Annotated in this window: 20 protein-coding genes and 1 tRNA gene; 12 read left to right on the top strand and 9 right to left on the bottom strand. The window is 59.2% G+C overall.

The window, feature by feature from the left end; translation table 11 throughout:
* Positions 1–100: 100 nt before the first annotated feature.
* Positions 101–301: a sulfur carrier protein ThiS gene (gene thiS / locus IAE58_RS05005; protein WP_199932860.1), complete on the bottom strand. Its 201-nt coding sequence runs from the start codon at positions 299–301 to the stop codon at positions 101–103.
* Between the two features lie 206 nt (positions 302–507).
* Here thiS and IAE58_RS05010 point away from each other — a divergent pair, with 206 nt between their 5' ends.
* From IAE58_RS05010 to IAE58_RS05020, 3 genes are all read left to right on the top strand, one after another.
* A complete protein-coding gene (locus IAE58_RS05010; protein WP_164272392.1) occupies positions 508–2,340 on the top strand; it encodes an autotransporter domain-containing protein in 1,833 nt (610 codons plus the stop codon).
* 107 nt (positions 2,341–2,447) lie between these two features.
* Positions 2,448–2,521: transfer RNA gene (locus tag IAE58_RS05015), tRNA-Gly, on the top strand.
* 67 nt (positions 2,522–2,588) lie between these two features.
* The gene (locus IAE58_RS05020; protein WP_199932859.1) at positions 2,589–4,151 is read left to right on the top strand and encodes a site-specific integrase; all 1,563 of its coding nucleotides are present in this window, start codon (positions 2,589–2,591) and stop codon (positions 4,149–4,151) included.
* Positions 4,152–4,245: 94 nt separating this feature from the next.
* On the opposite strand, the gene IAE58_RS05025 is transcribed toward IAE58_RS05020, so the two are convergent.
* From IAE58_RS05025 to IAE58_RS05035, 4 genes are all read right to left on the bottom strand, one after another.
* Positions 4,246–5,232: a hypothetical protein gene (locus tag IAE58_RS05025; protein WP_199932858.1), complete on the bottom strand. Its 987-nt coding sequence runs from the start codon at positions 5,230–5,232 to the stop codon at positions 4,246–4,248.
* A 662-nt stretch (positions 5,233–5,894) separates the two neighbouring features.
* On the bottom strand, positions 5,895–6,233 hold the full coding sequence (locus IAE58_RS19950; protein WP_233614707.1) for a hypothetical protein: 339 nt from the start codon (positions 6,231–6,233) through the stop codon (positions 5,895–5,897).
* Positions 6,230–6,544 (bottom strand): hypothetical protein, encoded by a 315-nt coding sequence (locus IAE58_RS05030; protein ID WP_199932857.1) that lies wholly within the window; start codon positions 6,542–6,544, stop codon positions 6,230–6,232. The genes IAE58_RS19950 and IAE58_RS05030 overlap by 4 nt, the downstream gene beginning before the upstream one ends.
* A gap of 71 nt (positions 6,545–6,615) precedes the next feature.
* Complete coding sequence (locus IAE58_RS05035) at positions 6,616–7,389, bottom strand: hypothetical protein (RefSeq protein WP_199932856.1); 774 nt, start codon at positions 7,387–7,389, stop codon at positions 6,616–6,618.
* Positions 7,390–7,500: 111 nt separating this feature from the next.
* On the opposite strand from IAE58_RS05035, the gene IAE58_RS05040 reads away from it, so the two are divergent.
* Positions 7,501–7,842, top strand: a complete 342-nt coding sequence (locus IAE58_RS05040) for a helix-turn-helix transcriptional regulator (RefSeq protein ID WP_199932855.1) — start codon at positions 7,501–7,503, stop codon at positions 7,840–7,842.
* A 156-nt stretch (positions 7,843–7,998) separates the two neighbouring features.
* Positions 7,999–9,363: a PIN domain-containing protein gene (locus tag IAE58_RS05045; protein WP_199932854.1), complete on the top strand. Its 1,365-nt coding sequence runs from the start codon at positions 7,999–8,001 to the stop codon at positions 9,361–9,363.
* A gap of 135 nt (positions 9,364–9,498) precedes the next feature.
* Here IAE58_RS05045 and IAE58_RS05050 read toward each other — a convergent pair whose 3' ends face one another.
* Entirely contained in the window at positions 9,499–10,890 is a 1,392-nt protein-coding gene (locus IAE58_RS05050) for a site-specific integrase (protein ID WP_199932853.1), read from the bottom strand.
* A gap of 387 nt (positions 10,891–11,277) precedes the next feature.
* On the opposite strand from IAE58_RS05050, the gene IAE58_RS05055 reads away from it, so the two are divergent.
* From IAE58_RS05055 to IAE58_RS05080, 6 genes are all read left to right on the top strand, one after another.
* On the top strand, positions 11,278–11,517 hold the full coding sequence (locus tag IAE58_RS05055; RefSeq protein WP_164207768.1) for a hypothetical protein: 240 nt from the start codon (positions 11,278–11,280) through the stop codon (positions 11,515–11,517).
* A 373-nt stretch (positions 11,518–11,890) separates the two neighbouring features.
* A complete protein-coding gene (locus tag IAE58_RS05060; protein WP_199932852.1) occupies positions 11,891–13,192 on the top strand; it encodes an SIR2 family anti-phage-associated protein in 1,302 nt (433 codons plus the stop codon).
* Complete coding sequence (herA, locus tag IAE58_RS05065) at positions 13,189–14,955, top strand: anti-phage-associated helicase HerA (RefSeq protein WP_199932851.1); 1,767 nt, start codon at positions 13,189–13,191, stop codon at positions 14,953–14,955. The genes IAE58_RS05060 and herA overlap by 4 nt, the downstream gene beginning before the upstream one ends.
* Positions 14,956–15,124: 169 nt before the next feature.
* Complete coding sequence (locus tag IAE58_RS05070) at positions 15,125–16,141, top strand: RNase LS family HEPN domain-containing protein (RefSeq protein ID WP_199932850.1); 1,017 nt, start codon at positions 15,125–15,127, stop codon at positions 16,139–16,141.
* A gap of 15 nt (positions 16,142–16,156) precedes the next feature.
* Positions 16,157–16,519 carry a type II toxin-antitoxin system RnlB family antitoxin gene (locus IAE58_RS05075; RefSeq protein ID WP_199932849.1) on the top strand — a complete coding sequence of 121 codons (363 nt, stop codon included), beginning with the start codon at positions 16,157–16,159 and terminating at the stop codon, positions 16,517–16,519.
* Positions 16,520–16,650: 131 nt separating this feature from the next.
* Positions 16,651–18,174: a MobA/MobL family protein gene (locus IAE58_RS05080; RefSeq protein ID WP_199932848.1), complete on the top strand. Its 1,524-nt coding sequence runs from the start codon at positions 16,651–16,653 to the stop codon at positions 18,172–18,174.
* 512 nt (positions 18,175–18,686) lie between these two features.
* Here the strand turns inward: IAE58_RS05080 and IAE58_RS05085 are convergent.
* Together IAE58_RS05085 and IAE58_RS05090 are read right to left on the bottom strand one after the other, a co-directional pair.
* The gene (locus tag IAE58_RS05085; protein ID WP_199932847.1) at positions 18,687–19,460 is read right to left on the bottom strand and encodes an NYN domain-containing protein; all 774 of its coding nucleotides are present in this window, start codon (positions 19,458–19,460) and stop codon (positions 18,687–18,689) included.
* 11 nt (positions 19,461–19,471) lie between these two features.
* The gene (locus IAE58_RS05090; protein ID WP_199932846.1) at positions 19,472–20,968 is read right to left on the bottom strand and encodes a restriction endonuclease; all 1,497 of its coding nucleotides are present in this window, start codon (positions 20,966–20,968) and stop codon (positions 19,472–19,474) included.
* A gap of 441 nt (positions 20,969–21,409) precedes the next feature.
* Here IAE58_RS05090 and IAE58_RS05095 point away from each other — a divergent pair, with 441 nt between their 5' ends.
* Positions 21,410–23,002: a site-specific integrase gene (locus IAE58_RS05095; RefSeq protein WP_233614706.1), complete on the top strand. Its 1,593-nt coding sequence runs from the start codon at positions 21,410–21,412 to the stop codon at positions 23,000–23,002.
* An 898-nt stretch (positions 23,003–23,900) separates the two neighbouring features.
* Here IAE58_RS05095 and IAE58_RS05100 read toward each other — a convergent pair.
* On the bottom strand, positions 23,901–24,497 hold the full coding sequence (locus tag IAE58_RS05100) for a hypothetical protein (protein ID WP_199932844.1): 597 nt from the start codon (positions 24,495–24,497) through the stop codon (positions 23,901–23,903).
* Between the last annotated feature and the right edge of the window lie 9 nt (positions 24,498–24,506).

Here is a 24,506-nt window from a genome sequence, read left to right on the forward strand (position 1 = left end):
CCTCTGCGCCCGGGTTGCCCACCACCCCCCCCCCCCCCCGCCGGCCCCCCCCGCCCGCGGCCCCCCCCCCCCGGCGAGCGCGAAGCGCGGGGGCCTTGCCTCAACCACCGCCCAGCGCGTGCACGATCTCCACCACATCGCCCTCGGCCAGCACGTGCTCGCCATGGCGGCTGCGGCTGACGATCTGGCCGTTCACTTCCACCGCCACCCGGCGCTGCAGCAGCTGCTCGGCGGCGAGCAGGTCGTGGACGGTGGCCGGGGCGGGCAGGGTGCGGGGTTCGCCGTTGAGCTGGATATTCATGCCCGGCATTGTCGCTTATGGCCAGGTTGGATCGGAACCGTTGCAAATCCAGCGCAACGCCACCTCCGGCACAGTTGTTCCGGGGTGGTCCGGGCGACAATTCATGCGGCGGCGCAGCGTGAGCAATCGGCGGTACGGTGAAACCATTCACCGTGCGCCGGCGTACGTGTGCCGGGTTCCCGACATTTTCCCCCAGGAGTTTTTACATGCTGCTCAGCAAACGCCCGATCCGCTCCCTCATGGCGGCCGCGATCGCGCTGGCCGCGCTGCCGGCCATGGCAGGCGAATCCGCATTCAACAGCACCGTCTTCTTCGGTGACAGCCTGACCGACAGCGGCTACTACCGTCCGCTGCTGCCGGCCGATGCCCGCCCGGTGGCGGGCCAGTTCACCACCAACCCGGGTTGGGTGTGGGCGCAGTTCGTGGCCGACTACTACGGCACCAACGCCACCCCGAACGGTCTGGGCCAGAGCGGCGACAACTACGCCGTGGGCGGCGCCCGCGTGGGCACCGACCTGACCCAGCCGGCCTTCGGCAACGTGCCGGTGCCGTCGCTGAAGACCCAGACCGCCAACTACCTGGCGGCCAACGGCGGCAAGGCCGACCCGAATTCGCTCTATACCGTGTGGGGCGGCGCCAACGATCTGTTCGCCATTACCACCCCGACCCAGGCCCCGGCCGTCATCGGCGCGGCAGTGACCGACCAGATCGGCATCGTGGCCTCGCTGAAGCAGGCCGGCGCCGAGTACGTGATGGTGCCGAACCTGCCCGACGTGGGCATCACCCCGGGGTTCATCGACCGCGGCGCCGCTGGCCAGGCCCTGGGCACCTCGCTGTCCAACGCCTACAACAGCGCCCTGTATGGCGGCCTGAAGCAGGCCGGCATCGATTTCATCCCGCTCGATACCTACACCCTGCTGCACGAAATCATCGCCAACCCGGGCATGTACGGTTTCAGCAACGTCACCGGCCGCGCCTGCCTGGTGGCCTCGTCGCTGACCTGCAGCCCGCTGGCCTACGCGCGCCCGGACGCAGCCAGCACCTACCTGTTCGCCGATGATGTGCACCCGACCAGTGCTGCCCACCAGATGCTGGGCCAGTACGCCATTTCCATCCTGGAAGGCCCGCGCCTGCAGCAGGTGCTGAGCCATTCGGCGCAGACCATCGGCCGTTCGCGTGCCGACCAGGTCAGCCTGCACCAGAGCGGTCGTCCGGCCGATGGCCTGTCGTGGTGGGGCGGCCTGCGTGGCGACATGCAGCGCTACGACCACGCCGACGTGTACGACGGCATGGCCCCGGCCGGCCTGGCCGGTATCGACTGGGCGCGTGACGGCATGGTGGTGGGCGGCTTCGCCGGCTTCGGCCGCATGGACGCCGACTTCGGCAACAACCGTGGCGACTTCACCCAGAAGGACACCACTGCCGGTCTGTTCGCCGGCTGGTACGGCGAGCGCGTGTGGGTGAACGGCCAGGTCAGCTACACCTGGTTGTCCTACGATGTGAATCGCAAGGTGCAGCTGGGCCCGGCCACCCGCGAACACGGCGGCTCGCCGGACGGCAGCAACCTGACCGCGGCGCTGAACGCCGGCTACGAATTCGGCACCGAAGGCGGCTTCCGCCACGGCCCGATCGCTTCGGTCATCTGGCAGAAGGTGAAGATCGACGGTTACACCGAAAGCGCCACCGCCAACACCCTGGCCACCGGCCTGGGCTACGGCCAGCAGGATGTCGATTCCACCGTGGGCCGTATCGGCTGGCAGGCCCGCTTCGACGGCGGTGCCGTCAAGCCGTACGCGCAGCTGACCTACGACCACGAGTTCGAAGACACCAAGCAGGCCAGCGCCTGGGTGCAGAGCCTGCCGGATGTGGGCATGTACCGCGTGCCGGGCATGAACTTCGACAAGAACTATGCCACCGCCATCCTGGGCGCGCGCATGGAACTGTTCGGCCTGCAGAGCAACGTGGGCATCAGCGCCACCACGCTGCAGAAGCGTGCAATGGACGCCACGCTGTTCGCCAGCTTCAGCGGCAGCTTCTGATGCAACGCGGGGTCAGAGCCCTTTCCTGATGGAAAGGGATCTGACCCCATTGCGGCAGCCACCATTGCGCAATACCGGCCGCTGCGCATAAGATTCCCCCCTGCAATGCGGGCGTAGCTCAATGGTAGAGCTGTAGCTTCCCAAGCTACTGACGTGGGTTCGATTCCCATCGCCCGCTCCAATCTTCCAGCCCAGTTCGCAAGTGACTGACTGGGTTGAAGATTTAGGCCGATTGATGATTCCGAGCGATGCCCCTTGAGGTATCAATCGAGGTATCAATCTTGCCCAAGGCCCTCATGATTTCGCGCTCGGCTGGCCTGTATGCGCGCTTCTTCGTTCCTACCGATCTCCGGGCTCTGGTTGGCTCGCGTTACCTCGTGCGCTCGCTCGGGGCTTGCCGTGGGGACAGTGCCAGGCTGCTCGCTGCGATGATGGGGATGGCGCTATGCTCAGCCTTCGATGCCGTGCGGAAAGGGATAGCCGTGGATCTCGACGAACTGCTGGAGAAGGTTCGCAGTGGAGCGATCAAGGAGCTGATACTCAGCGACGTGACGTTGCCGGATGGCACGCGCATCGCCCAAGCTCAGCTGGACAGTCCCGCAGATGCGGCGATGTTCGCAGACCTGATGGATCGATCCCGGCAAGTGGAGCCGAGTGAAGTCACCTCGGCAAGAGTTGCCAAGCGGCGCGACCAGATGCGCAGCGCCAGCCAAAACATCACCAGCCACGCCCCCAACGCTTTGATGCTGTCAAAGGCGATGGCTGATCACTTGAGCGACCTGACAGCGGCGCGACTGCATCAGAAAACGGTCTTGGAGAGCCGTCATACCCTGCGATTGTTCGCGGGCATCATCGGCGAAGACGTGCCGGTAGCGTCGCTGACCCAAGACCACGTCCGGGCCTTCTTCGAGGGCGTGCGTTACTGGCCCTCTAATGCGACCAAGCGGCCGGCTTACCGTGAACTGTCAGTGCCCGAGGTGATCAAGCTGGCGAAGAAGAACGAAGAGCAGGAACCGGCGGCGTGGACGATGGCCAAGCACCGGCAGCGCTTGAGCGTCTTTCTGGTGTCCTTGGTCGACGGCAAACATCTGGCAGTGAACCCATTGGCGGGCATCCGAGCGATTTCCACCCCAGATTCGGAAGACACCGGCTCACCTTTCACGGATGACGAGCTGAGGGCCATCTTTGACCCGGTGGAGTTTCCGAAATGGGCGTCCAAGTATCCGCATCGGTGGTTCGGACCGATCCTCGGGCTTTACTCGGGGGCGAGGGTCAACGAGATCGCGCAGCTCCGACTGGAAGACATCGACACCATCGACGGCGTGCCCGGCTTCTTCGTCCGCAAGATCGGGAAGAAGCAGAGCATCAAGAACAAGCACAGCAGACGGTTCATCCCGTTGGCTCAGCCGGTGATTGACTGTGGGTTCCTGGACTACGTGGAAGAGGCTCGCCAAGCTGGAGTGGAGCGTCTATTTCCGGACCTGCCAAACTCCACAGGGCTGGGCTATGGGCGGCAGCTGAGCCGTCAGTTCTCCGTTTACATCAAGCGGCAAGGTGTGTCTGAGAAGGGACAGGGCTTCCACGGGTTCCGCCACACTATCGCTTCCAAGTTGGACGAGGCGGGGGTGTCGGCGTCAGCCATTGGAGCGCTTACGGGCCATGGCACTGGCCAAACCGTCTTGGAGAAGTTCTACATTGATAGGAAGAGCTTGCCGGACCGAGTGGGCACGTTGGCGAAACTGTGTGTGCTTGCTGAACTGCCCAGCTATCAGCCTGGGCAGTTTGAAGGCAATCTCAGGCAGGCAACGTAGCGGGGGGGCGGATCGGCCCGAACCTGATCTATCAACAGTTCGCAAACCGAACGTGTGCTCTATGCGTTGCTCCGCCACCACGGCTTGTTGATAACTATTTGACTTTCCCCTTCCGTATTGAGTAAGAGTTCGTCGACTTGGTCTGCAGCACCGGCTTCTGCGGCACTCGAGGCTGCGCAAGTGGTAAAACTCCCAAACGCTGCTGCCTCATAACGGTAAGGTTGTTGCTGTTGATGACGGTGGGATTCAGTTCACTCAGAGGAGCGCCCTCGAAAACGTCCATTAGTAGCCGTGTTTGTTTAATGAATGAGGAGGCTTCCGTCCAACGGTTTATCTCAAGCCACCCTTGCGCCATTTGCGGCTCTGTAACGCCCGATCTAAGTAAGTCTGAAAAATTTCTGATTGGGATGGTCTTCGGATAAAGAACTTTCTTCCCGGAAACTTTATCCCAAAGGGCCTTGACATCATCAAGATCTGTTTTCCCCTTGCTCTTGATCTGGGTGTTCGTAAGGTCTATTTTCTTTATTTCCTCGGTGTGGTCGCTGAGAGGGCTCAAATATGCGTCATCGTGATGGTATATGAGATAGTGTGCGAAGGATAAATCCTTTGTCGACCATTCGAGCTGTCCATTTGGTAGTGGTTTTTGAGCCACCATCGAAAGTGAGTGATCCTTGAGTCGAATGATTTGAGGCTCTGGAGGTCGGCCGTCCCTCGCTGGAGAAATGTGAAGGTGTTTGAAACTTAAATGTTCACTCTCGGAGCGCTTCGCCTGGAAAATGGCCGCTCGCCATCTCGACTTGGACAGCCTGAGCACTATTGCGAAGTCTGCTCCAGTGTAGGCCTCTGAAGTCTTGTCCTTCTTGTGTTTGCTATAGTGAACCCACGATAGTGGGCTGATTTCGGAATCTGCGAGTAGTGCTGAGGTCCATGCAATATTACTCGCGAAGAATCCCAAGAGGGCGGCTGTTGTTATCTCTTCATCCACGTGCTTGATTAGCTTACAGAGCACCACGTCTCTTATGGATAGCTCCAAAGCTCTTGCAAGGAGCTCGCTGTTTCTTGCATCCGTCGCATCGGTCACAAAGCTGCCCCCAAATCCATTGAGCGCAAGATCTTACATCTTTTCCCATCGATAGGTCGTGCTGGCGCCGGCGCAGCGATGACGTAAGCCACGATGAGTGGATGGGCCCATGTGTCTCGCAAAGGTGCCTTAGTTCACTAGGAGAAAGGATGAGGTTGCGAGAATGCTCTTTGTTCAGCGCGCAAGATAGGAAGTCGGGCAAGCCGATTTCGAGGTCTGACCACCTTTGAAGGTCCTTCACTTGCATGTCTGTCATATCCTCACGGGTAAGCACATCCAGTGCCGCAAGCATGCTGACTTGCTCACGTGACCTGCTGCTCCAGTAGCGAAGTGCGTGAGCGGCGCTTGAGAAGACGGATTTTTCTGGTGGTGTTGAGTGTAGAATCGCCACCCACCTATTCTTGTCTGTGCCCGTTGGTGATCTTTCAAGTGTTACGCCGAGCATTGCTAAGTGCATTTTGATTGATTCGGTTCTCATGCATGGCTCCCTTTCTTGGGAGCCTATGTCGGGATGGCCAAAAGTCAAATTGAAGAGCTGTCAATGTTGCCCGTTTCAGAAATAAATAAGCCACCCCTGGGTGGCCTATCTATTTGTCTATTTGAAGGCCCAGATTTACATTTGGCCCTAAGCTTTCTGGGGTGTGTTTCTCCCTTGTCGGTGCCTATTGACTAAGCTGTGCATAGAGCACGAAAAGGAACATCGGCAACCCGCTCAGGACAGCGAAGGCTCCAGCAGCGCCCATCAAGGTCAGGACGGTCATGGCCCACCACTGCCACCAGGCGAACCCCTTATCCCTGGCCTGAGCCACTCGAGCTTCGGCCGGGTAGAGGCGTCCTACCTTACGTGTTCCTCGCCGGGCCATAAGCGGTCCGACAAGGAACCCAAAAGGTCCCAGGAAGAGCAGGGTGAGCGTATACCACCAGAAGAACCGGTCCCGTGGCGTCATGAGCTTGCGCCGGGCGGGCAACGGCTGGTCAAGCAGAGGGGGAGGCGCGCTCATTTGGCGTAAGCCTTCCAAGTCCTCGAGTCCTTGGCATATCGGAGATTTTTGCTGATTGGCAACGGCACTTGTCGCCCTCCGATGTCCAGCGTCACCATTCCGCTGGTGTCGCACCGGTATCCGTCGACATCCTTGGCTTCGACGCACCCGTTGAGCTCGAACTCAGGCACATCAGAAATCTCGCCAGCCCCGCTTTGCTTCAGAAGTGCGACAAATGCGTCTTGGGCGTCGGCGTTGGATGGCGGCCCGCCGCAGGCCGAGAGGGTCAGTGCAATGGACAAGCCGGCCAGGGGGAGCCATGGTGCTTTCATCGTTCGTTCCTTGATTGATCTGGTTGAGGCGGCAGGCACCTGCCGCCCAGATAGGTGGCGATGGGGGAGGATTACTTGTCGCGATTGCCTTCCGGCTTGAACCCAGCGATCCACATGCGGCCGTCTTTGAACGGGGTCAGGAGCCCAGACGCCCCCGGGTGAAGATCTGCTGTCTGGATGAACCCAGAGACCCACGCCACCCTCAAGGCCACGTCGACGGCGCGGTCGGACACACCTGGACGGCTGACGTTGACGACAAAGGGCTGTGCGGGCGGATTGGGGCCAGTAGACGGGCTGGCCCCCGTGTTCGGCTTGCCCGACGGCACCCGAATCCCCATCAGGCTGTCACGGCCCTTCCAGAGTGCGGCAGTGTTGAACTCCGCCGTGTCGCCGAGATCGTCCGTCACCGTCACAGGTGCATTTGCGCAGGTCCGGAAGGTCTCCGTGGTGGACGCGGAGGGGCTCGTCCAAATCCGAGCCTCGACCGTCCAACACGGCAGCGTTGTGCCCCAGTCAACGTAGGTCAAAGAGACCCGAGGCCACTCCAATCGTCCCTGCTGGGCGAGCTGGTGGTTATCGGATTTGAAGAGCCCGGGCAGCTTCCCTGCACCGCTGACCGGGGTGTAGATCGGCTGGTTGTTAGTGGCTTGGCCAGCGGCAGCCCCGGTGGGCTTCACTCCAATCATCTGGCCGCCAGCATCCTTCAAGCTCCTCCCCAGCTGCCTGAAGAAGCCGGGCTGTTCCGCCTGCTGGGTGGACTGACTGGCTTCCTGGGCCGATACGCTCTGGCCACTCAGCAACAGCGCGGCCGCCAGAGCGGCGGCCATCCTTGTGGTGTCCTTCATTAGGTGCCCCTGTAGACCGCCACGCCGGCGGCATTTACGATAATCGCAGATGTGCAATCGGGTTCCAACAGTCAGACTTGGGAGGAGTTCAGCTTTGGCGCAAGAATCCGGATGCAGCCCAAAACGCCTACGACGGTCTATGGCAAGCGCCTGCGAAGCGCCAGGCTCGCCAAGCGTTGGACGCAGGCCCAGCTGGCGGAGCGGATTGGAATGGTGGACTCCGTCTCGGGGGCGACCCGAGTGAGTCGCTACGAAACGGGTCAACATGACCCTGACCCGGCGACCTCTCAGGCATTAGCTAAAGCGCTAGGTCTTCCGGTCGCTTACTTCCATGCAACCTCAGATACGCTGGCCGAAGTGATTTTGTTGGTGTCCAGGCTGCCGGTCGCCAAGCAGAAGGAAGCCCTCCAGCGCCTGAAGGACATGGTGGCTAAAGCGGAGGCCGGGCGTTGAGGGTGGCGCTCTAAGAGCAGCCATCGAGGCCTTGGCTCGGTCTTGCTCTCCGGTTGTCTGAAAGTCAATGGGGCCTGCCTTGAGGGGGCCGGTTTTGCTATCGGCAGGAGACCGCTGGTGAGTGGAATGCGGGGTGATGGGAGGGCAGAATGGGCCATGGACTCTATTCAACGATTCGCCTTAGACACCAACTTCTTCCTCCAAGTGAAGGCGGCAGAACTTTTGCCATGGGACGAATTGACAAACGCGGCAAAAGTCGAGCTCTTCCTCTTGGACGAAGTGATGGGCGAGCTTGATCACCACAAGTCGAACGGCAACAACCGGGCAGCCAGGCGGGCGCGCGGTGTCTTCGAAAAGCTCGATCCCCTAATCGATGGCGAGATCGATGAGCTTGTGGTTAGGGAGAGTGGTCCTCGGGTCGTTTGGCTGCTCGCTCCTTTCTTCGATCCTGAGCGTGCCAAGCCCGCAAGCTTGGACCTCTCATCGGCGGATGGAAGGATCGTGGAGCAAGCGTTCGCGTTGCATCAAGAGTGCGGAAGCGTCGTGTTCCTGACCCATGACCGACTTCCAAGAAGAATGGCCAAGTCTGTTGGACTGCCCTTCAAGAAGATCCCCGAATCATGGCTTCTTGCTCCTGAGAATGATGAGCGAGATAAGGAAATAGCCAAGCTCAAGGACGAGTTGAAGGTTTGGAGCAACCGCTTCCCCCAAGTCGAAGTTCAACTGTTTCGGGATGAGAAGCAGGTCGACCGGATATCCGGTTCGATCCGTCAATACCGTCCTTTATGCGACGATTTCATCGACACTGCAGCAGAAATCATCGAGAGTCGCTTTCCTGAGGAAAGCGCCGGCGTGCCGGGCCAGGTCACGGTAACGAGGCAGAGTGATTTGTTGGCTTATCAGCAAGCCCGCCGGGAGTGGTGTAAGAGTGTCCGCGAACGGATTGAGAAGCTTCCTGCCAGACTCAATCTTGACCAGGGATTGTTTGAGCTGACCCTATCTGTAAATAACGTGGGCGGTGCTCCCGCCGAAGGGCTGACGCTGGAGGTCCTCGTGGAGGGGCCGATGATGCTTGTCAATGACAAGCTAAAGGAAAAGTGGTTTCCTCCAGGCATTCGGTTCACACCGCCACAACCGCCAATATTAGAACGCTATTCTGGTTTTGAGCGGTTCAGCCGACCCTCCCTTCCTGAAGTCGCGGACCTTCACCGACATTTCAACCCTCACCCTGTCCCGCGTGACCCAGAGCGTTTCTACTGGGACTACGCTGAAGATGCGATTCTATGCAAGTCTGCGGAAGGGAGCTGTGTAGACTTTCGGCATCAGGCGCGTGCGGTGAATCTACCCATCATCCTTTTCCTTCCTCAAGGTGAAGGCGAGCCGAGGGGCTGTCTGCTGATTCGATGGTCTGCTAGGAATATCCCGAGAGCTCTCGAGAAGAAGTTTTCGATCAACTTGGCGATTGACTGGAAAGACAGCGAGGACGATGTGAGCAAGCTGGTGATTGGGGGCGAGATCTAGTATTGGGCATGGGGTTCGAACAGCCGGATCTATCTGTTTGAGATGTGATGCGAAATGCTGGGATTAGCTATGTGGTGCGTCCGTCACCCGCCACAGGTCACCTAGTCCAGTGGCGGGCAAGGGGTCGAAGGGTAATCAGGGGTAGAACTTACGAGGATCGGACAACGCCCCCTTGAACTGCCCCGCTTGGTAGGCCGGAAGCACCACATCAGGGCGATACTTCTCCAGAACTGCGATCTGCTTCGTTCGTGCCTGCGCTGGCTTCTTGTGGAAATAGGCCTCGTGCAGCACAGGGACCCGCTTGCTGATGGAGTGGCCGGTGACCAGGGCGATGTCCTCATCGGCCACCCCCATGTGATGCAGCTCCGTGGCAAGGGTATGCCGGAAAGCGTGGAACCCGACGCCTTTAGGAAAGCCGAGATCCTTCATGTATCGGCTGAACTGGTTGAGGACGCCTTGGCTGTAACGGGCGTTGGTGTCGCCATTGTCGCGTCGCACGCCGGCAGACAAGTGGGGGAAGAGGCGAGGATGGCCACAAGCTCGGATGTCCTCCACGAACGCCAGGAAACCAGCATCGAGCAGCGGTTGGGGAATGGGGAGCGTCCGAACGGCTGCTTTGCCTTTTAGGCTTTGGCGGCTCCGGTTCCTGTCTCTGTGGCTCAGGTCCGCGTCTACCGTCTTCTGGATCTTGATGCACCACACACCAGCCTCTTGGACGATGTCTGCGAGCTTCAGCTGAGCGACTTCATTGATACGCGCTCCCGTGTGGAGTCCAATCATCGGCACCCACCACCGGTGGGGCGCTTTCATGGCCCAGGGGATGAATGTGTTGGGGGCAAAGATGCGACGCAGATCTTCTTCGTCAAACAAGCGCTCGGCCTTATCGGGGTCAATGACCAGGTCCTTCTTCGCCTCTGGGAAAAAGTGCATGGGAGAGCCCGCAATGGCTTTCGCCTTGTCCAGCCGCCCAAAGAAGGTGACCAGGAACCGTCGATGCTTCTCTACGGTGGCCGGTGCGGGCGGCTGGACACAGAGCGCCTTCCCCTGAGCCACCGCCTGCTCATACGTGAAGTTCCGATACTGAGGGTCCGACTGGAGAAGCGGTGGAGCCCAACGCATCAGCTCCCAGAGTCGGTAGATATGCACGTGGTCGACCCGGGACACCGGAATATCCCCGCAGGCCATCAGGAGCATCTTCAGTGACCGCGCTGTGGCCTCGATGGTGTTGCGTGTCAGGCCCATGCGCTCGCGGTCAGCCAGGTAGTCCCGGATCTCGATAGACAGCAATCGAGCGGGAGCGGCCACGGGGAGAGGCTCAGGGTGGCGCGTGCCATTCTTTCCAAGGAGCGCTCGACGGGTCCGCTCGCAGGCGTCGTTGATGATCTCTTGAGCATGGATGGCTGCTTCTCGGCCAGTCACGATCATTTCGCCGATGCGGACGCGGCCGATGCGCACGTCTGTCAGTTTGAGCGTGCCCGTCGGGTCTGCGAGGTAGGCGTTGAGGTGTTTCGAGGTGGGGGAGGTCACTGCGTTGCTTCCATCTGAAGGATGGAAGTAGGGATACGACAGGGATGAAAATCGTCAACGAAAAATCGGCTTTTTATTCACGGCCTTAGGCATCGCCTGAGAGGTGCCATTTTGCGTCTCGGTCTAGCCAATCGTACCGCCCCTATATGCGCTGACATTTACATTTAAATCAACGGTTTGTATTCGTCGGGGTGGCCCATTTCCGGAGTCATTACCGTACTGTTTAACTGGCATAAGCTAACAAAGGGTGCGATTTAACATGAACGCAAGATAAACGACCGTTGATTTTGTTAGTTTGTTAAGTGCAGTTAATCAGTTGGTGACACCTATCGAGGACTGGCAGTGGCTCGTCGCAGTGTTTAGGTATCGGACGCTTTACATTCTGTGATGGCGATCTCAGAATCGATGCGTCAGGAGGGACCTGACGAGTTTTCCCACATTCGACAGAAGGAGTTTGCGATGGCTGGTGGTAAGTATTGGTCCGGGCAGGAGTGCCCGAAGACTGCGACCTATGGGCAATACAACGATGCAACGGGAACGTATGCGGGCAGCTCGAGCGATCGCCGCGTCGAAAAGGGCGAACGTTTCCCGCCCAGTCAGAACAACCATCACTTCGAAGAGAAGTGATGGTTGGGGGGAGGGCGTAAGCCCTCCCTCCTTCTTGTGTGGTTAGGAAAGCGAGGGCGCGCCTCCAAGGAGGGGAGTGGCTTTTTGAGTTCAGGAGAGACCGTGGCTGGGGGAGCGGATGACCATCTTTCGGGTATACGACATCATTTGGGACGTGGATGGCGCGTCGGTGATGCTTCCGTCCGAAGTCGAGATCGCTGTGTTGATAGGGCTTCCCTGCCGGGCGCTCTATCAGACGCCTACGGGTGGCTGGTCACAGACTTCAAAGTAGTTTCGGCAGCAGGGGCCTAGGGTCCTTCCTACAGCTGCGCTTGAACGCTGCGGTCCGGCCTGTGCGCAGGGGAGGGCAGCGACACGGAAACAGGGGGGCTTTATGGGTATTACTGCGTATCGCGGCGGAAAGCCGATCACGGACGAGCTTGAGCTGCAGGCTTACCTCGCATCTCTTTTGCGACTGGAGAACGTAGGCCTGCTGTTGGGGGCCGGGGCATCGTGCTCCGCAGGCGGGCAGACGATGAGGATGCTTTGGACATCCTTCCTTAGGGACAGTCCGACCGATGCGGATTGGCTTCTGTCCCAGAAGTTCATCACCGAGGATGAGCGGAGATTGCCGCTTCCGCCGCTCCCGGCTCTGCCTGGTGGAGCTATCACGGCCTCGACAAATCCGTCTATCCCAATGCCTGCTGCCAGCTTGCCCAACTTTGAAGTGCTGCTGGACCGTTTGGAAATAGCCATTCTTGAGTGGGAGCGCCAAGAGAGCTCGGAAATTATCCGAGCTCAAGCCGCCAGGGCAGCGCTTTTCAGATCTGTGGTTAGTGCAGCGAAGCTGAAGGAAGATTGGTGGAAGTCTCCATTGGGCGCTGACCTAGCCGAAGAACTGGGAGCACATCGATCGATTCTTCAGAAGTTGACTGCCGCTCGTCAGCCTGGTCAACCGGCTCCGTGGATCTTCACAACCAACTACGACTTAGCCATTGAATGGGCCGCCGAATCGGTCGACCTTCAGGTCATCAATGGATTCTTGGGCGTGCATAGCCGCCGCTTCTCACCTCAGAGCTTCGACCTTGGGTTCCGTAATGCCCAAGCCAAGGGCGAAGCCCGTTTCGGTGTCTACAACATCTACTTGGCGAAACTACACGGCTCGCTGACCTGGAAAGAGGTTGACCACAGCTTGTATGAGCTGCCGGCGTCTGAAGCTTGGCGCGATATCGATGAGTTCTTGACCGGGTTCGCGGACAAGCTGAGCTACTTGGTCCTCCCCCGCGCTGCCAAGTATCTTCAGACCGTCGGATATGTAATGGGCGAACTGCTGCGACGATTCGCGGAGTTCATGGCCCGCCCGCAGACGGCTCTGCTGATAAATGGCTATGGCTTCGGCGACGAGCACATCAACCGTCTTATCCGCTCTGCCCTGCTCAATCCCACTCTCCAGGTAGTCGTGTATTTGCCTGAGTTCAAGGGAGACCCCGCAGCGGCGGACCTTCCGCAAACCGTGCGAAGACTCCTTGCTCTTCAGACGCCACGCCTGACCATCGTTGGTGGGGGAAGTAGGGCCTTCACCAGCGCCTTAGCAAATGATCTTCCAGACCCAACGGTCTACGATCAGGAGCTGGCAGATCTGCGCAGGCGACTGATGCCTGAGAAGCCAGATGGGACCGAGGACGACGAGCCATGAGGAGCCGCCAAGCCATAGGCTACGTTGTCCAAATCGACGGCGTGGACATCACGCTGAACCTGATGGATGTCCATCGAGGGCAGTTGGCTGCTCACGTCCATGGCGTTTCTGTGGTCACTGAAGTCGGCAGCCTCCTCGGGATTGAATCCGGGGGGCGGCTACTGGTGATGAAGGTTCAGTCCCTTTCGTTTGCCGAGCCCAAAGAGGTTCACCGGGTCGGATTTTCAGGGACTTCGGTTTCCTCTGAGCCCTTGCGTCACCTCACGGGTTTGGTGGTTGGTCGACTGCGCCGCGAGGCTGGTCGATTGACGTTCGTGTCGGATTCGCTCTCCTCGCCGACGCTGGGTGCTGAGGCCTTCCCGCTAACCGACGACGAGCTCTCATCGATTCTGGGTGGTGACGCAGCCACGCCTGCGGACATCCACTTAGGGGATGACCTCCGAGGCGGCGGCCGCCTGACCATTGACCTGCAGAGTTTAGTTTCCAGGCATGTGGCGGTGCTCGGCAGCTCAGGGCAAGGCAAGAGCTGCTTCACGGCTGCGGTGCTCCAGCAAATCGCGAAGATGCCTAAGGCACGCGTTGTCATCTTCGATATCAACGGTGAATACGAAGACGCCTTCCCCGCCAGCAACTACCCTGCGAATGCCATCAAGGTCACTCGGATCGGTGGGTCGGATTCGGACAGCTACCGCATCCCCTACTACGCATTGGGTCGCCTTGGCCTGCAACGTCTTTTGTTGCCAAGTGACAAGACTCAACGGCCCGCCCTGACCTTTGCCTTGGACCATTTGAACAAGATTAAGTGGTTTGCGTCTTCTAAGGGTGCAGGCCTCGAGAGCGACACACAGGCTTCGCTCTTTGATGACTGTAGAGGCGACAGGGTGTTGGATGCTCAAGCCATTATTCAAGGCCTAAGAGCAGGAACGGCTCCCGTCGCCTCAGCATGGCCGCCCATGCAGGCGATGGGGCCGCTGATAGCAGATAGCCACGCCATTTCGCCAAGCAACAAAGGATTGGAGCGCAATGCCTGGAACTACGGCAACATCTCTCCTCTCATTACACGTATTGCCCGCTTCACAGACGACGACATGTTCAAGGATGTGGTCAATGTAGACGGCGGACCAGGCTGCGGCGGACCGCTCAGTTGGCGAAATGAGTCCAAGGCTGTCGTGGAACGATTGTTTGGCGGGGATGAGGTGGACTGGCGAGTGCACATCGTTGACCTCCGCCGTGTATCCCATGACCTGACCCCCTTCGTCCTGGGGGCTGTCTTGGAGCTCTATGCATTTGAGCTCTTTAGTCGCGGCCAAGAGAACAAACGAGAGACCCTGTTGGTGCTGGAGGAAGCGCACCACTACCTACGCCAGATGGGAACCGGCGACGAGGCCGTGAACAACGCCTTGGCATATGAGCGCTTGGCCAAGGAGGGCCGAAAGTTCGGACTGGCGCTCTGGCTGAGCACCCAGCGCCCATCGGAGATCTCTCCCACCGTGCTTTCTCAGTGCAACACCTGGGTGTCCTTCCGGCTGTCGTCTGAGAAGGACCTTTCGGCCATTCAGTCTGCTAGTGAGTGGGCGGACAGACAGGAGGTCCGGCGCATTGCTGGTCTAGCCCGTCAGAACGCCTTGGCCTTTGGTGGCAGCCTACAGATGGCTACCCTGATCCGGGCGTCGACTGCGGACCCGCGGCCTCGTTCGGAAGACGGGCGATTCAATCAATGGGCTAATGACCAGGGCTACCCTGTTTGCGTTAGCGAACTGTAATCTGAGAGGTGGCTCTTGACGAAACACAGTTTGGGGGCACCATAGTGGGCTCTTCACGCGCCCAGAGCAGAGGCTGTTACTCGCCACTGCGTTGTTAATCGAATCATGATGCTGTGCCAGTTGTTTACAGGAGTTTTACGTGGCAAAGGGTAACTATAAGGATATCCCCATGGATCACGCTAAGGTCTCTGGCGTGCTTGCTGGGCTGAACGTTGTAGGTCTTACTGAAACAGTCGTCCAAAAGGGGCGACACAATCGATACACAGGTTCACTGAACTCGGAAGCGCTGTGGATCGACGTTTACATCAACAAGGGCGCTAAGTGCACTCTTAGTCATCAAGCGGGCAACTTGAACGCAGCTTTCACTTCAGCGGCGGATGCATTGGTTGCCGGGTGTCGTTTTTCTGAAAAGGCGCGGCTTGAAGAAAGCGTTCCGGACATGAATGTCGAACGTCTTAGCGACCTTTTGATCGCTCTTCAGAAGCATGGTGCGACGATTGAAGAGGATAGCCAGACAAAGATTTATCGACTGGTGAGGCTGTGTGGTCCTCTGAAGGACAAGCTCACGCTGAAGCTCTATGGCAACGGGACTTTGCAGTTGCAAGGAGTTCATGGTCAAGTCGCGGGGTGGACACTAGCAGCACTCGGAGAAATGCTGCCCATTGACTCGATTCTCGACCACCAGAAACGGATTTACAAAGTTGATATTAGTGTTAAGCAGGTGAATGAGGACCTTGCCTGCCGGATCCCTTACGCACATACGGTCTTGCATCCATCTGTCAGTGTTCAGCTTGCGTCTTCACTTGTTCTCACCAAGACTGGGTTGAACTTGGAGGACCATGCGGTTCTGGCATTTCCGGCGCTCAAGGCCCTTGAGGGTTTCGCCTTTCAACTCATCAACGACAAGTTCACGCCTGCCCCTACGCATATGCAGAAGTTCGGCGACTATGTCCAGCTAGTCAATGGTCGGGCTGAGATTGTTTCCGCCTACAAAGGGGCTGCAACTCCAGCTGTAGCTCAAGCGCTTGAGAAGTGTTATCGCCTGTGGTATGATCATCGGCACTCTCTTTTTCATATGGATCAGGTCCTGGACGCGACGAGATTCATTGAGCAGCGTGAAGACGCCGTTGAAATCGTTGATACGGTCCTGGATTTGATTGAGAGTTGTTGCCGCGAAGTCTATTAGAGCCGAGGCGCAGTCATGAAGAACTTTGCCATAGTTCCACCAAAGCTTGGACTGAGTCCAGCGCTCGTGTTGTCCACGGGCGCGAGGAAGCCGCATGAAGAGATCGGCTTGGTCGAGGAAGAGCTGCGTGCCCTCAAGGTGGAAGGTGATGTGATTTTCGACCTTCTAACTTCCAATGCCTCTAGGACAAGGCGTTTCTTCAAAGCGCGCTTCAATGGAAGGGGGTTTGAGTCTCGTATCCGGCTCGAGAGGGTCGAGTGTAGCGACGATCTGAGGCGAGCATCCGCGAATTTTCTTTTCGCAAACCCAGAGAAGTTTGACTTGTCGCTTTTGAGTTCCTCCCTGCGTTCAGCTGTGGAGCGTGGTATTCCGGTCTGAGAGCAAGAGCGCACTTAGGCGTTCCTCCGGAACGCGTGCGCCAAGGGCTCCGCCCCTGGAACCCCAAGCCTCTGCGAGGCTTGCCAAAAGCAGAAGCTGATCCATAAAGACTCCTGTTTTCAGGAGTTTTTATGGCCATCTTCCACACCGCAATCAAAGTCTTCAGCCGAGGCAAAGGCCAATCCGCCGTCGCAGCAGCCGCCTACCGAGGCGGCCTGCTGTTGTCCGATTTCGCCACTGGGCAACAGCACGACTACCGCCGCAGAAGCGGCGTTGTCGAAACCTTCTGCCTTGCGCCTCCCGATGCCCCGGATTGGGCTCTGGTGCCCGGCGAGCTTTGGGCCGTGGCCGAAGCCGCCGAGCGCCGAAAAGACGCGACGGTAGCCCGGGAGTTCGAGCTGTCGTTGCCGCACGAGTTGACCGACGAGCAGCGTGCCCATCTGGCTTTCTCTATTGCAGAGGCCTTGGTGGATCGCTACCAGTTCGCCATCCAAGCCAGCATTCACTCGCCTGGAACCCCGGACGGGCTCAATCATCACGTGCACCTACTTGCCAGCACCAGGCGTATTGGGCCGGATGGGTTTGGCGAGAAAACGCGCGAGCTCGATGGCGGCGTGTCGGGGAAAGTGCAGGTTCAATGGGTGCGGGAAATGGTCGCTGAAACGACGAACGCACATCTTGAAGCGGCTGGCCTCACGATCATGATCGATCATCGGAGTCTGGCGGAGCAGGCTAGGGCGGCTTCGGACCGGGGGGACGAGCTCCAGGCGGTGGCATTGTCTCGGGAGCCAACCAAACACTTGGGCAAGGCGGCCGCCGCGCTGTCCAGAAAGGGCATGGACAGCCGGCTGGCAGCAGAGAATAACGCCATTGAGGCCGGCAACGCCGAATATCTGGACCATCTCACGATCCAAGCCGGGCGAGCGGGCCGGGCCGTCCCCGCGCCGGTCGGTGATGGTGAAGTTGGCCGATCGCCCTCCATGCAGGGCTTGGCTCCTGGGCTCGAGATTCGAGGCGTGTCCGGAATGCGGCTGCCTCAGGTCCTGGGCCGCCAGCACGAAGCAACCGAAGGCCCGCGCCCCATCAGTCTCGCCGAGCGCGTGGCTCAGGCCCTGCGTGACCTCCAGGACATCGCGCGCGCCAGGGCAGACCTCTCGACCCAGCGCGTCCGCGCAGGGCTTGAATGGTCCCAAGCTGAGCTGGCACGGGCTGGAGAGACAGTCCCGTTACGGGAGTGGATCACCAAGGCGGTTCTCCAGGTCCGGGCACTGCGAGCCGCTATCCTCGGGCGCGCTTTACGATTGGTGTCGCTGGGCAGGGCCGAACGCCTACATCACTTGGCTCAGCACGAGTGGGAGCGGTTCAATACTGACTACCCCCTGGGAACCAATGGCTATTCAAGGCCGGAATGGACGCAGCGACGGGAACGCCGCTTGTCGGCCCTTGAGCAGCGGACAAAAGAGTTGGAGAAGGCACGTTCGCGTGGGTCAGCTGACGCGCTGGCAGAGGTGGACGCGGACATTCTTCGCAAGGCGATCGAACTGGAGACCCTCCCTTCGCCGTCCCAGCTCGCTCTTGAACGGCAGACCATTTCGCCGGTTGCAGGGGACTCCCCCGCTCCCGTTTTGAAGCCACGGCCGCCCACCCTCCACTGAAAGACGAAGCCCCGCAGATGCGGGGCTTCGTCTTTCAGTGAATCGTCGGTCCAGAAGGCTTTCGAGGAACCGGCGCGGGAGCCAGCCCGCGTGCCTTGCGCCATTCGTCGGGCGAAACGAACGTTGGCGGCACCTGATCTCGGCTTACAGTCGCCGCCCGTGGGGCAGGTCGCGCCCCGGCGCTGGGCACATAGGCTTGCTGCGCTTGTCCGGCAGGTGGTGCTGCGAACCGGCGCATCAGAGCGGCGGCTACATCCAGGGCGTGTTGAATATCGGCTTCGCGTTCGGCGACGTCTCTGGTCCCGCTTTGCGCCATGAGGGCGGGCAGGAGGCGGCTGGCGATGCGAAGTTCTACGTTGGCAGGCATTGGATCTCTGAAGCTCTCAGTATGAAGGGTCTTCACATCGAAGCACTTCGTCCCAGATTGGCAAGAGACGGAATCTGCGTTGGTTCACAAATATTGAAGTTGACTCTCAATGCCTAGGGATGACAGAAGCCTGCCGGTAACAAAGTCATGCAGCTGTCGATTCGGGTTGTGGTGCCAGTCTGACTAACCAATGACCGCCGGGCGCTTGTGTGGCTGTCAGCAGGTCGTATGTCTGGATCATGTCCAGGAGGCCGGAGTGGCCGTAGGCCTTCGGCGAGAAGGATGGGTCAGTCCGCTTCAGATAGTGGCCGAGTGTCCCTAGCACCACTTCCCCGTCCGTCGTCCCATCGGCCAGTAAGGCAACCGCGTCGACAAGGAAGCGAGGGCGGCGTTTGGGAACCGGCCTGGCCACTTCGGCTTTGCTGGGGGCGACTTTAGCGGTCGGGGCAGGCGACTCTTCGCAGGTCGCATTCGACTCCGTTGGTTGCCACTCAAAAAACTGGTCGCAGGCGTTACGCAACGTCTCTGGCGTCTTAGCTTCACCCACGATGCAAACCGTGGCGCCTCGCTCTCGAAGCTTACGACACAGGTAAGCGAAGTCAGAGTCACTGGTGACCAAACAGAAGGTGTCTGCGCGCTGGTCGAACATGGCTTCTAAGGCGTCCAGCGCCAACGCGATGTCCGCCGTGTTCTTGCCAGCGGCGTATTGGTATTGCAGGCATGGGGTAAACGCTTGCCGGACGAGTGTTTCCTGCCAACGCTTGGTCAGCGTGGAGTGGTTGCCGTAACCCCTCCGAACCACCACCCGTCCGAACTGAGCTCCCATCAGTAGGGCATGGTCAACGATCTCAGGATTTACATTGTCACAATCGACCAACACAGCCACTTTGCTATCGTGAGCGGCGGATCCGTTTGCCATTTTGTTGGTCCTTACGCTGCGATACGTGCATCAAGGCCTGCATGCTCCCTCAAGAGGTAGAGCAGGCCGCCTCCATCGATCAACTCGATGGGCTTATCCTTTGCGAACTCGAACGCCGCAGTGCCGTAGCCGCTGGTGCAAACTAGGATGCCTTTGCTGGCACCTTCGTTGAGCATGGTTCCGTAGAGGTCCCGAACCGCGCTGACGCCCACTGTGTCCTTATAGCGCTTGGCTTGAATGACGACCTTTCCACCCAGCACCGGCCGGGTGTCGAAGGCCACCGCATCCACGCCGCCGTCGCGGGAGCTGCGTGTCAGCTTCGTATCCAACCCCATTTGACTAAAGAGATTCGATACCAGCGCTTCGAACTCACCAGGGGTCAGCTCCAGCAGATTGGGCCGCGACTCCAGGCCCGAGAGCACGTCTGTCTGGGCAATGAAGCGCTTATCGACCATGTTGAACTCAACAATCGGCTTGATGGCTTGTAGCTCATCCGGCCGGCTGGATACCTGAGCGCCCAAGTTTCGGAGGCATGGGATTTTTTCCACTCGGTCCAGCCGCAGTTGCAGGAAGGCGGCCTTGGTCGCGCGGACCGAGACCACAGGGACGCGGACCTCTTGCCCAGTGGTGGGGTCGTGTGCATCGACCACGCCATTGAAGGTCACCAACGCTAAGGCATCCGCTTGGTCGGCTTCAAACACCTCGTGCAGCGTGCGCAAGGTGATGGAGGCGATGATGTCCTGGTAGAGCGCTTTGATGTCGCTTGCCTTACGCGCCTTGGCGTCGATAGCATCCCGGGTCTTGACGTAGCGGTAGTCCGATTCGGCAGGAATGACGGACACCTCTGGGAGGTCATACTCTATGACCAGTTCCTTGGATTCCTCTGCGTAGGCCAGCTTGAAGGACTGCGGGAAGCCCTCGGCGGGGTATTCCGAGCGTGTCAGCACCATGTCGTTGTAGGCGACGACGGCGTCTGGCTCGTGCGCGTTGTAAGCCTGCTGAAAGGCATCAACCTCCGCGTTCCGACGAGCCACATCGGCATCGTAGAGGGCGCGAGCCGCCTCATGTTCGGTTCGTAGGTCGGTCAGGCGTTTTCTTTTTTGCGCTTCCGCACTCTGAAACTGCTCCAGAGCCTGTTGATGGGCATCTCGTGCTGCCGTTTGAGCCGCCAAGTGCCGCTTTCCAGCGCCCGGCCAGAACCGTGCAAGGCCGGTGGGGGCGAGCACGTCAACCGGGGCTGGGGCCACGCTTGGCATCAACTCCTTGGGTGTCTTGAAGGTGGGGTGAGGATCCGTGTGCCGCAGGCTGTCGAAGCTGATGGTGTCATTCACCGAGAGGGTGTGAAGGAGCAATCCCTCCAGCTCCTCCAGCCGGTCTTTTAGCTCGGCGTTGAGGTCGTCGGCGTCCGCCTGTCGATCCTGAAGGTATTCGGCCTTGGCCAAACGGGCTGCCGCCTTTTCTTCCTTTTCCATCGCGCGCAGCTCCCGCATCTGCTGAGCGGCTGCCATACGCTGATGGCGCTCCAACTGTCTCAGCTGCGTGGCCTGCATCCGCTCTCGGCGCTTGCTCTCCCGCTGCGCTGCGGCCGCTGCCCGGCCAGCTGCCCGCAAAAATCCTTCCAGGCCGCTCCGTCGTCCCATGGTGTTGCATCCCCCTGATGAGTGCCCAGAGAGTAGCGCGTTCCCATCTGCCCAAGAACACCGAGGGGGCTAGACGATGGGCTGAAGACATCAGGAAGGCCGTGGGGTATCATCCGAGGCATCATTTTGGATCACCCTCCTGCTGGGATAAGCTAGGGAAATCAATCGGTTGGCGTGCGAGGATTCTGTTCCCATCGCCCGCTCCATTTGTCACCGGATCTGCGCCTAAGTTGTTGATAGCGCACGGGTGATTTGGCAGAAAAACGAACGCTCAAACGACCTGCCCAGGTATCGTTCGAGGTATCGTTTTTGCCCAAGCCGCTGCTTCTTTCTCGTCCCAGTGGGCTATACGCCCGCTCTCTTGTGCCCATCGATTTGCGTGCCGCCATCGGTTCGCGCTTCCTCGTTCGTCCTCTCCATGAGCCTGCCGGCGATAGGGCACGGCTGGTGGCCGCCTGCATGGGCGTGGCACTCTCTCAGGCATTCGAAGCGATACGCCAGGGGGACGCGGTGGATCTGAAGAAGGCACTGGAAGCGGCACGTGCTGCTGGGCGCAGGGACCTGATCATCAAAGGCATGACCCTGCGCAACGGAACCCATGTTGCTGAGGCTCAGCTGGAAACACTTCAGGACGTGGAGATGCTGGAGCGGCTGATGGGGCAAGTGGCGGAGAAGGATCCGCTGACTGCTGCGGTGGCCGGCTACCTGCCTCAGGTGCCCAAGTTGGCCACTGTCCCGTCAGGACCACTGCTCTCCGTCTGTATCGATAAGCATCTGACCAGCTTGGGAAAGCTGGCGCCGAAAACCATCATCGAAAGTCGGCACAGCCTGCGAATTCTGTTGGGCCTTGTTGGGGACATTCCTGTTTCCACACTGGACGCTGACCACGTGCAGGCCTTCATGGACGCGGTGGAGCATTGGCCTAGAAACGCAACCAAGCACAAGCTGTATCGCGACCTCAGTGTCCTGGAGGTTCTCGCGCTCTCCAAACGCAACGGCGAAAAGGCACCGGCCAGTGCGACGCTCAGCAAGCATTGGGACAGATTGAGGGTGTTCATTTCGCACCTGCGCAAACAGCGGCTTCTACAGCTTGACCCGATGGAGGGCATCGCCTCACCGTCGGAACGGCGAGGAGTGGAGGAGCCGGAAACTGGTCGCCCGTTCACTCATGACGAACTGAAAGCAGTGTTCGGATCGGGTTTCTTGCGCTGGGCCTCGAAGTATCCGCATCGCTTCTGGGGGCCGATATTGGGTCTATACAGCGGCGCGCGCGTGAACGAAGTGGCGCAGCTGCGCGCAGCAGATGTGATGCATGTGGATGGGGTTGCCGGCTTCCTGGTCACAACTCTGGGAGAAGGAAACAAGGTCAAGAACACGAGCTCACTTCGGTTCGTTCCATTGGCGCAACCGGTGTTGGATGCAGGTTTCCTCCATTTCGTAGATGAGGTGCGAGCGTCCGGCGTGGATCGCCTTTTCCCGGACCTTCCCAACAGCACAGGGTTGGGCTTTGGGCGTCAGCTGTCACGGCAGTTTTCGACCTACATCAAGCGGGAAGGCATCACCGATGAGGGCATGGGATTTCATGCCTTTAGGCACTACTTCATTACCCACATGGATCGAGCTCTGTTGGCCACCGGCATGGAGGTCGGCGCCAGGGACGTGGCCATTGGCCGCATCACCGGACATGGAAAACCGCCCAAATCCGTCTTGCGGAAAGTCTACGTGGACAACAGTGGGTTGGCCGTGCCGGCCGCAGTTCAGCCAGAGACTTTGCCTCTGCGAGTGGAGACGCTGGCGATGTTCAACCCGCCGGTGACCTTGCCTTCGCACGCCCCGGGTCAATTTGCGGACAACTTGAAACGAGTTGCCGCAGAGGCGAGGCGAACCGCACGTGGGGCATAGTCAAACGGTGCTTCCACACGAATGCGTGCTTTGGAGCTCTAGGAGGCGAGCTCAAATTTTTCGCCGGATCTGCTTATCCAGAGCAGGAAAAGCATGCAAAAGCTTTTCTATTGCTTCTAATGGCTTTGCCAAAGCCCCCCTGCTTTGCCCTTCAGCTGTCGGGTCCCCTTCGGGGCCCCTCCAGCCGAAGGGCAAAGTCTCCCCTAGGACCGGCATCGAAAGGCGCCGCCCGGGGATGACTTTGGCCCTGTGAGTTGGCCTCCGCAGGAGGCCCCCAGCACTCAGGGCGCGGTGATAATCAGACGACACCGCTTCAACAGGTTCAGGCAGTCTGACTGCCCCGGCTCTGGGTCCTGTCACCAAGCTCTCGCCTGGCGTCTCTCCAGTGGGCTACCCCGTCCCCAGACGCGTTCTTCCTGGGAATAACTCCTAGCTGCATTCCATTGACCACAACCCCGTTGGTGGACGGACAGAGAAGGGGATACGCTCCCGGGCCAGATTGAGCACTCCCGGTTACCCCTCGACAGATGATCCACCTAGGTTGGCGCAAGTTGCAGGCCATACAGCGCCTTGTCCCCTTGCTTCAAAGCTCACGCACGCCGGTGGAGGTCAATCCCAAACCCTCGCGGGTTCCCGCTCCTTGTGCATGACCCGGCTTGTTCCATCCGGGCACCGTGATACGGCTACCAACGGCCAAGCTGGGCAGACTGGGAGGAGAGGAAAGATAGAGGCTTGCGGTCCATCCGAGGCTTGCTAATGTGCACTCAAGGGGCACCGCCTGGGCATGTCGTAGCTGCAACTACCTTGCTCGCCTCCGGGTTTACCTACCCGGGGGCCATGAACTCAAAGTAAAACGCCCCGGAGCTTTGTCAAGCCCGGGGCGTTTTTTAGATTTTGGTTAAATGGGCGGCAACTTCGCGATTTCATCTCTCTTTTCACGCAGCAAAGCAGCATGCGTGAATCTGTGAAGCTCTATGATCTGAAGCGGGATCAAGGTCGACCTAATCAGTGAAGCAAAAAACAAGCCGCAAACAAGTATTGCTGCTGGCTGCCCCGCCTGCTCCCAGCGTGAAACAATCGCCGGAACAAGGAGCGCCATCACCAAACAGGTGAAGTGATTTATCAGTGTTCCAAACTGGTAAAGAAGGAGATAGTTCGCCTTAAGCGAAACATCTCGAAGTTCTGAGATAGACAGGCTCTTAGCTACGTCAATCTTGCCAGTGAACAACATGGTCGCGATCATGAACCCGCTGAGAACTGAGGTTGCCGTAAGGACCGCTCTCCACAGATCTTTGTCCTTGGGATCAATCAGCCCGATTTGCAAGAGCAAATACCCGATTGCCCCACCAGCTATCAACGTTAAAGCATAAAAAGCGATCTTGGAGCGCTTGGCGGCCTTCGTCGGCAATGCATCACGACGCGCAGCCGCCAGCGTTTCAGCAGCTGCTGAAACCTCGGGAGGCGTAAGATCTCGTAGGCTCACAGCGATACTCATAGGTCCGTG

It is taken from the genome of Stenotrophomonas sp. S49 (genome assembly GCF_016624905.1).
GTDB lineage: Bacteria > Pseudomonadota > Gammaproteobacteria > Xanthomonadales > Xanthomonadaceae > Stenotrophomonas.